Here is a 14,294-nt window from a genome sequence, read left to right as displayed (position 1 = left end):
TCGTCCTTGTCTTCCGGTGCCTAGACAATTTCCCGTGCGGGGTTGCCGCCATACCGCGTGCCTTCCGGCACTTGGCTGCCCTTCATCAAAAAGGAATCGGCCTCCAGCACCGAACCGTCGCCCATCACGACGTCGTAGAGCAGATAGGCGCCCACCCCCAAGGTGACTCCCCGGCCGATGGTGATGGTGTCGAGTTTGAAGACGCCGTCCTCCATTGAGTGGCACTGGACAACGCTGGCGGTATTGAGAGTCGTGTCGTCCCCGATGGCCACCAACGTCTTCTCCGGGATGACGCACCCGTCGTCAAAGACCCGCTTGCCCATCCGGACACCATGCAGGCGCCAGAACAAGGGCTTGAAGGGGGTCCCGTCGAAGAAATAGAGCGGATACGTGATGAACTTCCAGAACCGTTCGTGTCGCCAGAATTTCACGTCATAAATCGAGCATACGGTCGGGACCATCGCTTTGAACCCCTGCGCGGCACGCTCGAGCACGATGAAGAAGGCGATCATGAAGGCGCCAAAGCAGACGGTGCCCAGGTAGAGGCCGAGGCCCGGAACACCCGGGAACAGGATGATGGCGAAGGAGAACGCCAGCATGCCGGCGAGGACGAGGACCCAGCGGCTGGCGAGGTACAGCCCGATCGACAGTGCATTGTGCCGGTTCTTGGCCGGCAGCCGGCGGACGATTTCCTCCCGGCGGTCGATCCTGAGGAACGCTGTGTCCCGATCGACCGACCGGGGAATCTCGAATGCAGGTGAACCGAGCAGGCCGACGTTTTGCCGGACCTCGCCGTCGATGGGAATCATGACTTTGCTGCCGAACAAAACGTTGTCGCCCACACGGGCGTCGGCGGGATACGGAATGTCGTTACCGAAGAAGTTCTTTGCCCCGATTTTTACCTCGGAAACTTGGAAGGACGTACTTGAGTAGTTTGCGTTGATGATCGACACGCCGTCGGAAATGATGGTCCCGGATCCCACGGTGGTCAGGTAAGGGTTGTCGTGGTCGAGTTCCGTCCCGAAGTTTGATCCGGTCTGCTCCAGGTTGGGCTGTTTGTAACCCAACAGACGGAGGTAGTGCACTATCAGGGAACTGTCCCCGCTGATGTGCATGAACTGGAAGACATTGGTCATCCGGAAGATGAGTCGGTGGGCCGCATAGCGCAGACCGTACAGCGGATAGGCCCGCCCCGGTTTGAGGAAGAGGTTAAGCACTCGAGGAACCGTCGACATTGCCGCCAGAACGGCGAGCATGCCCCCGAACAGCACGACGAAAGAAGCGAAGGCCAGGTCCAGGTAGAACCCCGGGTTGGCATGGTTCAAATGGCCGCTTCCCAAGTAGGCCGGCAAAAGCAGCGCGATGGCCAGTAGAAGCAGCGGGCCGAACAGGACCGTGTTACTGACCAGGAGGAAGGCACTGTAAATCATCCGCCGCGCCCGGCTGCACCTCAGCGGCTCGACCAGCCGGTAGTTCACGTCGGTCGGGACCGCGGGGGATCCGTGCCAGCTTTCGCCGGCGGGGACGGACTGCTGTCTCTGCAGCGACGACGAGTGGCCCAGTTGCGCCCCGTCACCCATCGAAGTGCCGATGTCCAGCACGCACCTCTCGCTGATTAAGACGTCCTGGCCAAGCGTGACCCGGCCGGTCTGGATCCAGCCGTTGTGGGCCCGGTAACACAGGTAAAACGTATCCCTGTTGATCACCGTCCCGCTGCCGATCGTCAACAGGTCGGTGCACACCGGAGTGATGGGCGTGAGGATGGTGACGTTGGCGCCGACCTTTGCCCCCATCAACCGCAGGTAGAAGGGAAGAATCGGGGTGCCGACGAAGTAGGCCAGCGGGTTGAGCCTGACCAGTGCACGGACAAACCAGAACCTGACGTAGGCCAGCGACCAGATGCGGATGTTCTGCTCTTTCCACCGTCCCAGGATCAGCCATTTAAGCACGATTGGCACGATGCTAAGGGCCAGAAAGAAACTGACCCCGACGACGACCGCACGTCCCCAGATCTCCAGGATGCCGGCCCCTGCTATGACCCAGGTGTAGCCGACCACGATCGCCGTGATGAAAGCATAGGAGTAACCGATGGCGAGCGCCGCCTGCAGGAAACCGCAAAGCGCGATGTCGAACGTGGCGATACGCCCTCGTTTGGGCCGCGGGTCCGGTTCCTGTTCCGCCCACGCGTCCGCGGCGGCCGGAGCAGTGATCGCCGCGGCGAGGGCCCGGATCGTCGGATGCTCGTAGATGACCTGCAGGTCGACCGGCGGCAGGTCGGTGTTTGTGCGCAGCGCGGCGGAGAAGCGCGCGACTAACAGGGAGTTGGCCCCAAGGTTGTCGAACAGGTGAGCCTCGACGGAGACGCGTCCCAATCCCAGCACGGCGGCAAGCTGCTCGGCCAGAGCGGCCTCGGCGTCCGTCGTCGGCTCGCAGTACTCGGCGTCGGACGAAGCGCTCACCCGGTTGCTGGGCGTCGGCAGATTCTTCCGGTCGGCCTTGTCGCTGGGCAGCATCGGCATGGTCTCAAGCTGCTCGTAGAAGGCCGGGATCATGTAGCTCGGCAGTCGGTCGCGGAGCTCCTCCCTGATCTCCTCGGGCGCGAGGGCGGAGACGCCGTTGCGCAACGTATAGAACGCGGCAAGCTCGGTCATCCCCGGTGCTGATTCGTGCGTTTCGACTACTGCCTGCGCGATCCCCGGGATTTGCAGAAGCACCGATTCGATCTCGGACAGCTCGATCCGGTAGCCGCGGATCTTGACCTGGGTATCGATCCGGCCGTAGTACTCGATCAGCCCGTCGTCGGTGATACGCCCAAGATCTCCGCTGCGGTAGATGCGTCCCGAAGGGTTGTTCGGGATGCCCAGGAAGTCGGGGATAAAGACTGAATCTGTCTTCTCGGGATGATTCACGTAACCCACGGCCAGCCCGATCCCGGCGATGCCGATCTCCCCCATTTCGCCCCGCGGCAGGGCCCGCGGTTCCTCGGGGTCCAGGATCATGACCGTGTAGGTCGGTAGCGGCTGGCCGAGGGTGATCGGTTTGTCGGGGTGCATAACGTCCCACGTGGCGGTCACGGTCGCTTCGGTAGGCCCATACACATTGAGGAATCTCCGGCCCGGCCGGTGCCAGCGCTCGGCCAGATCGCGCGGGCAGGCCTCCCCGGAGACCAGCAGAAAACGCAGGTCGGGGAGCTCATGCTCCAGTGTGGCCAGCAGGGTGGGTACGCAACACATCGCTGTGACATGGTTGTCGATCACGAACCGTTCCAGGTCGGCCCCGAGCAGGCTCTTCGAACTCGGCTTGGGCACCAAGGTCGCGCCGACCATCCACGGCACCCACATCTCCTCGACAGAAAAGTCGAAGGCGATCGTCAGTCCCTGATAGACGCGGTCGTCGCTCTGATATCCGTAGACCTCGGCGGCGACCCGGACGAAGTTGCAGATGCTGGTGTGTTCAATGGCCACCCCTTTGGGGCGGCCCGTGGACCCCGAGGTGTAGATGACGTAGGCCAAGTTCTCGACAGGGGCGGGCTTCTCACTGTCTGTGAGCCGGGAGCCGGACAGGGAGGCAATGTCCGTGGCGGCCGTGTCCAAACTCAGGGCGCGCGGGCAGTCCTCCGGCAAGAGACCGGCCAGGTGGCTCAAGGTCAGCACGCGGCTGGCCCCGGAGTCCTCCATGATGTAGCCCAGCCGGTCCGGCGGAAATCCGGCGTCCAGCGGCACATACGCCGCTTGAATCTTCAGCACCGCCAGTATTGAGACGTAGGACCAAACCGCGTGGTCGAACAGCAGCGCGATACGGTCGCCGGCCTGGGCACCGTCGGCGAGCAGGTACCGGGCCAGCTGATTGGCCCGTGCGTCAAGCTGATCGTAGGTCAAGGTCGAGTCCCCGGAGTCGACCGCCAACTGGCCTGCCCGGCCTTCGCGGCGCAACGAGTCGCAGCGGCTCTCGAAGAGCGCTTCCAGCCGCTCCCCCGGAGACCACCGCACGCTCTGGTGGTGCGGGGACTGCAACAGCAACGGGTCCAAAGTGGCTGTCATCGCCTCCTGGGCTACGTCAGCCCCGCGTGCCGGATCCTCCGAGCGAACCTCGTGCGGCGCTGCGCTGAGCCCAGTCTCGGGGGCTCGGCGTCCCGCGGGTCCGGCATGTCCGCCGGCGCCGCCGACAAATACCGGTCCTTCGGGATCGGCGCGGACAAGGTCTCCAGTGCGGTATGCCCGGGGCCAGCCGAGGGAGTCCAGGGGGGCATATCTCTCGGCATCCTCACCGGGATCGAGGCACCGGCCCAGGCCCACCCCGCCGATGACCAGCTCTCCTTCTTCGCCCCAGGCGACAGGCTGGTCGTTCCTGTCCACGACGGCCAGTTGCCAGCCGGGAAGCGGCCGGCCGATGACTGCCGGGGTCGCCCCATGGGCCGTAGCACAGGCGACGGCGACCTCGATGGGACGGTACGTGGTCCATACTTCCCGGCCGGGGGCAGCCAGCCGCGCCGCAAGATCCGGTGGGCATTCCTCGCCGAAGATCAGCAAACGGACGTCTTGCAGCGATTCCGTCTGCCATAGTGCAGCCAGGGCAGGCACAGTTGGGACTACGGTGATACCCCGTGACACCAGCCACGGGCCCAAGTCCTCGCCGGAGCGGATGACTTCGGGAGGTGCCGGCACCAAGCAGGCGCCGTGCCGCCAGGCCAGCCACATTTCGTCGCACAGGCCGGACCTGCCGAAGAGACCGGCCAGCACACGATCGCGGGGCCCGAGCGGGTCCTCGGCGCAGAAGACCGACGCTTCAGCGTCCACGAAGGCTGCCGCCGACCGGTGCGACACGGCGATTGCCTTGAATCGGCCGGTTGAGCCTGAGCTGACGGTGACCCATGCATCGTCGTCGGCGGTAGGCGGTCGTGCTTCCCCATGGGCGGGCGCTCCGATGACGGGACGGACCCGAAGCCCGGGTCCGACTACCGCGCATACTCTAGCCTCTTCCCATACCAACGCGGCCCGGTCACCGAGCTCGTCAGGATCGACAGGGACGCATGCCGCTCCGCGGACGAGCACGGCCAGTACGGCGATGTAGAGGTCGGCCGTACTTGGAGCCACCAGAATGCCGACCCGGTCTCCGGCACTGATCCCGCGTTCGTACAGGTCCAGGGCCAGGGACTCGATCCGATCCAGCAGCGCCAGGTAACTCAATGAGGTGGTGCCATCATCCACCGCTACCGCGTCCGGGTACTCGTCCACGGTGGCAAAGAGGATGTCCAGCAAAGTTCGAGGGATCGGGGCAGGCCCCCCTGAGTACACTCCGGTGGCGGGCGTGATTGTGCTGCCGGCCTGCTCGTTGGCTCCTGCCGGGGCATGGTCCCTTGGAGCAGCCAGCGCGACTAATTCTTTGGGCGCCGCCTTATGCGCCTCGGCCGACGGTGTCCGCGCGTGGGACTGCCGCCTGACCAGCATGGTCGTGTCCTCTGATCCAAGGTACGAGTTCTCGGCTGGAGCCATTGGTGCCTCCCGTTTCGGCGGTGCACGTGGGTGTAAGGGGTCACTGGGGCCAGTCCCTGCCCGCTGGGGCAAAAAGTTGATGTCCTGATGCCGGCTCGGCAAAGTGCCTAACCTGCACCTTTTCTTCCCAGTCCGACGTCACGCGGAAGATCCTGGCCGTGTAGCGGCAAGCGCCTGAACCTCGAACTGCGGAAGCGTGTCTGGCGTACGGTCATCCGCCGCTTCCTTTTCCTGCGGCGTGAGACCAAAAGCGTCCTGGAGCGCGCGGACAGCATCGGCAAGCTCATCGGCCCGTGCCACGGCAGCAATGCACAGCTCGGAAATCGAGATCATTTCCGGACTGATCCCGGCGTCCGAAAGTGCTCTGAAGAAAGTGCTGAGGGTAGTGGGCGAAGAGCGCATCCCGAGTCCAGTGAGCAAGACCTTGCCCACTTCTCCCTTGTAATACAGGGCTTCGAATCCGATGCGGCTCCGCGCCGCGTCCAGAGCCGCAATGGCTGCCGACGCCTCCGTGGATGGGAGGGTGAAGCTGATGTCGGCGATTCCGGTCCCCGCATCCCGCGGATTTTGGGCGATCATTTCGATGTTCAGCCCCGATGCGGCGAGTTCCTGAAGCAGTCGTGGGGCAGTCGTCGAGCAGGCCGGGATACCGGCGATCGTGACCTGCGCCGCGGAGTTGACGCTTGCCACGCCCGACACCAGAGTCTGTTCGCCTGCGTGCGCATCCGAACGGGGCTGGTCGAGACTGGGCAGGATCATGGTGCCCCGCTTTTGCACGAACGATGAACGGACATGAATCGGAATACCGAAGCGGCGGGCGTATTCAATGCATCGGAGGTGGAGAACTTTTGCCCCCGCGGCTGCGAACTCAAGCATTTCCTCGCTGGCGAGCACATCGATCTTGCGCGCATTGGGCACGATCCGCGGATCTGCCGTATAAATACCGTCGACATCCGTATAGATCTCGCAGACGCCGGCGCCCAATGCTGCGGCGAGCGCGACGGCGGTCAGGTCCGAACCTCCCCTCCCAAGAGTGGTGACCGTCTTCCCTTTACGGCTTTTGCCCTGGAACCCTGCCACGACGGCGACCTGACCGTTCTTCAAGCAGGCACGGATTCGGCGCGGCTCGACATCGATAATGTGCGCTTTGCCGTGGCAGTCGTCGGTGATGAGGCCGGCCTCGCTGCCTGTGAAGGTCCGGACATCAACGCCCAGATCGGCCAGGGCGATCGCCAGCAAGGCCGCGGAAACGAGTTCGCCGGTCGTCAGCAGGGCGTCGAGTTCGCGGGCAGGGGGATGCGGCGAAACACTGGCCGCGAGATCCAACAACTCGTCGGTGGTGTCGCCCATGGCGGAGACCACCGCAACGACTTGGTATCCAGACGCCTGTGTCTCAGCCACTCGGTGAGCGGCGCGTCGAATGCCGTCGGCATTCGCCACCGACGAGCCACCGAACTTCTGCACGATGATGTTCGTTGAGCGTCCTGCCGTGCCCGCCGCCTCCGCCCGTTCGCCCCACGGCAGCGGCTCGCCGAGCCTCGAGGCGCTGCGCGGCAGCTCGAATGAGTCCTGCGCCATGCGGACAGCAGCTTCATCCATGGCTTCATCTATGCGTTTGAAGTTTTTCACCCTGACCCCCAATCTGGTTGGGCTGCCGCTGCACCTCGGGTGCGGTCGCTGCCCCGCCACAACTCCGGATTGCCCTGCTGCGCCCGTCCAGAGCGAACCGCCTATTTGCCAATGTGTGCTCGGCTCGGCGTGCTCACTGCCTGCAGCAGCGCCGAGCTGGACGCCCGTGGCCTAGGGACGTCGCCACCGCCGCTGCCCGGCGCTTCGTCGGGCCGGTCACCGGCAACCGATCGGACTGCCTCTGCCAGCAGGTCAAGTCCGCGGGTCATGTTTTCCGCGCTGATAGTCAATGCAGGCATGGCTTTGAGCACTTCTCCCTCCGGCCCGGAGGTTTCTACCAGCAAGCCACGGGCGAAGGATTCGGCGGCAACTTTTCGTGCCATTGTCCGGTCCGGAAAATACACGCCGGCCAAGAGCCCTCGACCGCGGACAAGGGCGCCTTCGATGCCGGCCGCCATCGTTGCCAGAGCTGCGTGCAGCTGTGAAGACCGTGCCGCGATGTCTCCTTCGAATCCCCGGCCGTTCCAGAAGTGTTCCAGGGCCGCGGTCCCGGTCACAAAGGCCGGGTTATGGCCGCGGAAGGTACCGTTGTGCTCCCCCGGCTTCCAGATGTCCAATTCGGGCTTTAACAACATGACGGCAAGCGGCAGTCCGAAACCGGACAGTGATTTCGACAGGCAGACAATATCGGGTTGGATGCCTGCTTCCTCAAAGCTGAAGAACGTGCCCGTGCGTCCACACCCGGCCTGGACATCATCGACGATCAGAAGCACGCCGTGCTGGTGACAGATATCGGAGAGTCGCCGCAGCCACCTTCCACTGGCCGCTCTGAGCCCTCCCTCGCCCTGAACCGTCTCCACTATGACCGCGGCGGGTTTGTCCAGTCCGGACCCGCTGTCCTCCAACGCATGCTGCAGCCACAGGAAATCTTCCGACGGCTGGTCGAAGTAGCCGTCGTAAGGGAAGCTGGCTGCGTTATTGAGCGGAACTCCTGCCCCTTGGCGTTTGAGTGAATTCCCCGTTACCGCCAGGGCACCGAGGGTCATCCCGTGAAACGCATTGGTGAAGCTCAACACCTGGTGACGGCCGGTAACCTTGCGCGCCAGCTTCAGCGCCGCTTCGACGCTGTTCGTCCCGGTGGGGCCGGTGAACATGACCTTATAGTCGAGACCGCGCGGTGCCAGGATTAGTTCCAGGAACGTCTCTAAGAATCGCCGCTTCGCCGTCGTCTTCATATCGAGTGAATGAATGACCGACCCGGAGCGCAGGTAAGTGATCAGCGGCTCCAGCAGAAGCGGATTATTGTGCCCGTAATTGAGTGCTCCTGCGCCCGAAAAGAAATCCAGATACTCCCTGCCGTCCTCGCTATGCAGCGTGTCCCCGGCGGCGTAGTCGAAAACGGTATCCCAGGTCCGGCAGTAGCTGCGGACCTCCGACTCCAGAGAGGTAAAAATATCCATCAGTTGCCTGCCTTAGCTGTCGTTGGCCGCCGCCCCGGGCACGTCTCCTCTGGGCGAGGGGAGCGTGTGAGTGCCGGGATGCAGGCGCGGACAACCCCGGCGTCCCGTCCTGCTGCCTCGGACCGTGCGGGACCGCCGCATGTGTGACCATGCGTGTGGCAGGCCCTCGAGACCTTGACGAGTTCTTCGATCATGACGATTCCCCAATCTGTCCAACCGGGTCCCCAATCCGTTCCGCCAGACGGATTCTGCGATCGACCAGCGCGCGCTGTGCTCCTGCGGGGATGCGCGATGCTGCCCGTGTCCCAAACGAGGCCCGTACCCCAATACGGCTGCCGGGATGGATGTCACAGCCCGCCGACGCATGTCCGCGGACTGTCCCGGAACCGATAACCGTCGAAAGCCTCACGCCCCCTTGGTTTCTACCGAAGCTTTCGACAGTTTCAGCCTAGGAAGCGGCCACGTTGTATGCCCAAGTAGCCGACACTCGACTTGGAGCGACAATTCGGCTGATTCCTGCCCCGGCATGACCGATGACCTACTTGCTGCTCCGCGGGCGGTACTTGGATCCGCGCGTCAGATACTCGCTGTTGGCCCTCACTGATCAAGTACTTCGGCATACCGGATCAACTGCTGGCGGTTCTCGACCCCGAGTTTTCGGTATATCCGGTACAGGTGTCCCTCGGCGGTCCGAGGAGAGAGCGTCAAGGACTCCGCGATCTGCTTGTTGCTGGCGCCCCGGCGCACCAAGAGGACAATTTGTTGCTCCCGCGCGGTCAAAGCCGGTGCACTCCCCCGGGCACGCTCGGTCGCAGGAGTCGTGACGCCGTCGAGTCGGCGCAGGGCTACCCGCAATTGGTGCAGTGCACCGTTGTGCTGGCGTTGAAGCCCTTGCCGCTCGTAGATGCCCGATGCCCAGGACATCGCCGTGGCCGCTAGAAGATCTTTGCCTGCCTGCGTTGCCACCTCGGCTGCTGCCATCAAACCCCCCGGATCCGATGAGGCCCTGCTGGACGCCACAGCCGCCAAAGCCTGGGTTTCAGGTCCGTCCAACGGGGCGCACAGTTCCGCGAGACGGGCCGCCCCGCTACCGTCCCCGAGCAGGAGCTGATGCTCCAGGATCTCCTTCTCTGCGCTGACCCATCCCGCGGCACTGGCCGTTGCCGCGCCGGCTTGAAGTTCGTCCAGTAGAAAAACCGGATTCGGGCCTGCCGTTCCCGGCAGGCCCTCGCGGTTTATTGCAGCAGCCGCAGCGTAGGCAGAGGCTACAAGCAGGCGCGGGCGGCTCCCGGCGCCCGCTTCTTCCTGCAGGCCAATCCGGAAGTCCTTGGCTTGCCCGCCGTTGCCCAACAGAGCCGCTCCGGCTGCTGCAGCTCCGAGCACGGAGGGAAGCAGCATCCCCTGATCCTCATGCCGCAGCGGGCCGATACCTTCCGCCAACGATTGGACTGCGGGCTTCATCCGGCCCCTTCGAAAGAGAAGCAGTCCCCGCAGAGCGGATTCATTGCCTGAAAACCAACGGTGCCGGCACGGCGCGGTCCTGCTGTATTCATCCAGGGCGCGTTCGGCCTCCTGATAGCGGCCGGCGATCAACAGAGACTCCAAATTCCGGGAGAAGACAAAGGGATAAAAGGCCCGCAGCGAGGGAGTTGCCGCGACCAACTTCAGGGCCTCTGTCCCGGCTTCCGCCGCCTGCCGGAAGCGGCCGGTTTCCGCCAGGCAAAGCGCCTTGACGGTACCGGCAAGCAGCCGGGTAACTCCAGCATCCTCAGGCCCAGGGGCAGGGGCGTTCGCCAGCCGATCAAGGGCTGTTCCGAAGTCTCCTTCCAACATGTGGGCATAAGCCTGCAGCAACCAAGCACCGGTTGCTGCATCCAGGCACGCGGCCGCTGCGACCGGAGCGTCGCCCGGGGCTGTCGTGGGTTGCGCCCCCGCTGCTTCCATCCAACCGGAGGAAATCTTTTCAAGCTGGGCCCGGTAGCCGGCTTCCGGCTCCACGAGGGACGCCCGGAGCAGCGCGGCGGCCGCGATTGTCCGATGGTCCACGTTCTCATGGATCAGGTCCAGTGCCGTTTTGGCCTCCGAGCTGTCACCCAGCCCCCAATGAGCGCGCGCTCGTTCCACCAGAGCGGCAGGCTGGCCGTTCGTGCCGGCATCGGCAAGCCTCAAGGCCAGCGGATGGTCACACTCGTCATTGGCGGCACACGCGGCACGCAGTGATTCTTCAGGTGACGGCGGCCGGCCGGCGTCAACCTGCCAGCGCACCAGCTCCACCCTGGCTCTCTCAGGCGCAGGTTCCAGACGGTTCATGACGTCCAAAAATTGGTTGAGAAGTTCCCCGCTGCAGCCTGCGGGCACCATGGATCGGATAACGTCCGCGTACGGCGGGAACCGAAGCCGCACGGCGAGGTTTCCGGTGCGCATATCCGCCAACAGCCCCATCTCCTCCAAGGATCGGATCGTCGTACTGTCGAAGAGGGCATCGGCCGCTGCAGCGGGCACGGAGCCGGCCAACGCCGCGATGTCCACTACACGCCGCTGAGATGCCTCCAGCCCGTTAACCAGTCCCTTGAACAGATCAGTGGTACCTGGATCCAGGCCAGTGGGTTCCCAGATCATCCGCCACACTCCGTGGTGCTGCACCACATTGCCGGCTGCAGCAGCGTGGGCGGCCAGGGCCTTCAGGAGGTGCGGATTTCCCAAGGACTTGTGCTGCAGCATCAGCACCGTCCCGCCTGCTACGGTCCCTCCGAACATCTGTTCAAGGGCGTTGCGGACTTCCGCCGTCGTGAGCGGCGACACTTCGAAGGCCTCCAGGATCCCGTCCTGGCACAATTCAAGGAGCTCCCGCGGCTGCGCGCTCCAGCTTCTACAGAGCGCAAGGATCTTGAGCGAGCGCGCCATGACCAGTTGTGCCAGCAGGTGGCTGCTCGCGTCGTCCAGATCATGGACATCGTCGACAATCAGCAACAGGGGACGAGCCTCGCCTGCGGGGCCCTTGGCAAGGGAGGAGCGCACCGTCCGCAGGACTGCCAGTGGAGATTCCAACTCCGCGGGGGTCACTCCCCTCAGATAAGGAAAGAGCGCGCCGTAGGGCACCTGTGCCAGGGTTGGTTCGGCCCGTGCCCGCTGCACCCGCACCGTGTCCCCCAGGTTCCGGACAACCTCATCCGCGACAGTGGACTTCCCAATGCCCGCGTCTCCGTAAAGCACCGCGCCGCCGGTTGCCTGGCCGGCGAGGCAAGCGGTCACCGCATCGACGAGGTTCCGGCGCCCGCCCCCGGAGCCGGACACGTTCATGCGGTTGAGCCAGGGGACTCAGGAGCCAGCATCTCGGCCAACTCTTGACGGCTGCGAATGAGCAGTTTGGAAAATACCTGGTACAAGTGGCCTTCGACCGTTCTGGTCGAGACACCCAGTTCCCGGGCAACAGCGTGATTGCTGCGGCCCTCGGCAACAAACCTGGCAACAGCCTGTTCACGCGCCGTGAGGCGCCCGCGCCAGGCGGCCTCGTAGCCTGATTCCGTCCCGTCCTCAAGGAGTGTACGAACCTTGCGCCTGACCCTGCGGAGTACATCGGCCCGTCCCGATCTGTCTGCGGCCTCCTCAGCCTGGCCGGCCACGTCGCGGGCAAAGGTCAGTTGACCGGCTCGAGCCGCTTGCTCGGCCGCCTGGAGAAGCAGGCTGGCGTTTCCGGCAGCGAGGCCCTTCGCATACGTTTCGCAGACACCGGCGAAAGGTCCTTGGCACCGCGTGGCAAGTTCCAACAGCCGTTGATCCTCGTCCACCCCGGATAGACGCGCCATGGCCGCCAGCGCCATCATCTCGAGTGCGCCGACCGCCGCCGACCGGTCCGCAGCCGCGTGCTGCCGCAGCAGCCGCAGCGCACCTTCGACGTCGCCGCTGGCCGCCCGTGCCATGGCGCGAAAGTGCCGTTCCAGGCGGTCAATGAGCCAGGGGCTTGCCCCGCCGCCGGGTGGCTCTGTTCCCGCCTCGCCGCCGGCTTCATTGAGCATGGCCCGGCAGTAAGCCGAGGCCGCTTCGGCCAAAGGTCCCAAGCCGTCGGGATCCGCTTCCGACAACTGCGCGCGGGCAGAGCGCAGCAGGCCCGCTGCAGGGTGCAGGTCACCGGTCAAGGCCAGCACGATGCCGTCAACGAGTTCCTCCCACGTACCGCCGGGATCACCACGGCGACCGCACTGGCGGATATGCCCGGCGGAGTCCAACCAGGAGCCGGACAGCAAGTAGGCTGCGGCGCGGTGCTGGTGGATCTCCAGGCGGCGTTCTTCAGCCACCGTTGCAAGGTCGGGCCACGGCTCGTCGGCAACCGCCAGCGCATCGTCGCTGCGCCCGGTGACTGCCAAGGACTCGCAGAGCAGGGCCCGGCTGAGCAGCCTCTGCCACGTCGGGACAAAGGGATCCTCTGCACAGCGCCGAAGCAGGTCTACCGAGCCAGCGTACTCACCCCGGAAGACCATGGACCGGGCCGTATCCAGCGGCGGCACCAAGCCGTTCCGGACTGGTTCCGGGTGGCTGTGGAGGGCCGTCCGGGTCACGGCCGGTGGCCGGGACCGATAGTGGCCGTCGGGCGACGTAGCGCGGAGGGCCTCGGCCATGAGCCGGTCAGCGATTTCGGCCACTGGGGCCGGACGGTAACCGATGCCAACTATCCCGCGATACTGAAGCTGGTCCAAGGCGCCGCCGCGCCCGGTCGCCTGCAGATCGGACAGCGGAAGACCGCCGGATTCCGCGAGTTGGCAGGCGAGATCCAGAACGTCGTCGTTCAAACCGCTCAGGGTCGCGCACACAGTGCTCACCGTGGGCGGCCCCAGCCGGACCGGTTTTCCGGTGTGGACCCATACGCCGTTCCGTTCCCGGAGAGCACCTGAGGATACGTAATCCCCGACCAGCAACGGAACCAGCCTTGGACTCCCGCCGGAATGCGCCTGCAGCACCCGCGCCGCTTCGCGTGAAAGCCGTCCGTCCAGCCCGGTCGCAACCAGCTGCCCAACTTCCGACTGATTCAGGGGAGGCAGGTCGATCCGCCGCATTCGCGGGTCGTGGCCCAGGCTCAGGAACGCCGGCGGAACCGCCGAAAAATCCCGGGCGAGAATAATGGTTCGTACGTCTCCCCTCGTGACCAGTTGGCCGAGCAGTGTCGCGGAGTCGCCGTCGATATGCTCCGCATTGTCGATCAGCAGGACGATGTCTCTGCCGCCGGCTGCCTGGCTCAGTTGTTGTGACAATCCGTCCAAAACCAGCATCGGGTGCGTCAGTTGCGAGTCATCCAACTCGGCCAGCAAGTATGTCAGCGCCCCGTAGGAGCGGCTGCGCGCGTACTCGGTGCCGCGCAGTTGGACGACCAGGACGCGTTCCCCAAGATGTTCAACCACATGCCGTGCCAGCAGGGTCTTCCCGTATCCAGAGGGCGCGACGACGACCGCGCCCGCGGATCCCCTGTCCGTCAGCGCTGCAAGAACCGCTCCTGCGGCCTCCACCCGGCCGATCAGAACGGTGTCCGGGCCGGGCACAAGCGCATGACTGAATAAAGTGTCAGCCTTCATGGCGAGACCGTCTTTCTTCCCCTGCCCCCAACGCCCAACCCCCATCGGACGTGGAATTAACCATAGCCAGCGAGTCCGGCCTTGTACACGAGCAGCAGGCGGGTGGGCCGGGAACGGCAGCGGCAGATGATCCACGGCGGCGAAGGTAC

5 protein-coding genes are annotated in these 14,294 nt (G+C 64.7%); all 5 read right to left on the bottom strand.

The window, feature by feature from the left end; all coding sequences use genetic code 11:
• Positions 1-20 precede the first annotated feature (20 nt).
• Positions 21-5,492 (bottom strand): Pls/PosA family non-ribosomal peptide synthetase, encoded by a 5,472-nt coding sequence (locus AC5RV2_RS01370; RefSeq protein ID WP_494090825.1) that lies wholly within the window; start codon positions 5,490-5,492, stop codon positions 21-23.
• 138 nt (positions 5,493-5,630) lie between these two features.
• Entirely contained in the window at positions 5,631-7,070 is a 1,440-nt protein-coding gene (locus tag AC5RV2_RS01365) for an aspartate kinase (protein WP_494090845.1), read from the bottom strand.
• 152 nt (positions 7,071-7,222) lie between these two features.
• Positions 7,223-8,581, bottom strand: coding sequence for a diaminobutyrate--2-oxoglutarate transaminase (gene ectB / locus AC5RV2_RS01360; RefSeq protein WP_494090824.1), 1,359 nt, complete (start codon positions 8,579-8,581; stop codon positions 7,223-7,225).
• Positions 8,582-9,178: 597 nt separating this feature from the next.
• Positions 9,179-11,875: a helix-turn-helix transcriptional regulator gene (locus AC5RV2_RS01355; RefSeq protein ID WP_494090823.1), complete on the bottom strand. Its 2,697-nt coding sequence runs from the start codon at positions 11,873-11,875 to the stop codon at positions 9,179-9,181.
• Between the two features lie 2 nt (positions 11,876-11,877).
• Entirely contained in the window at positions 11,878-14,145 is a 2,268-nt protein-coding gene (locus AC5RV2_RS01350) for a LuxR C-terminal-related transcriptional regulator (RefSeq protein WP_494090822.1), read from the bottom strand.
• Positions 14,146-14,294: the final 149 nt, after the last annotated feature.

The organism is Arthrobacter sp. Y3225116 (genome assembly GCF_059091245.1).
This window is presented reverse-complemented; position numbering and strand designations above follow the sequence as displayed.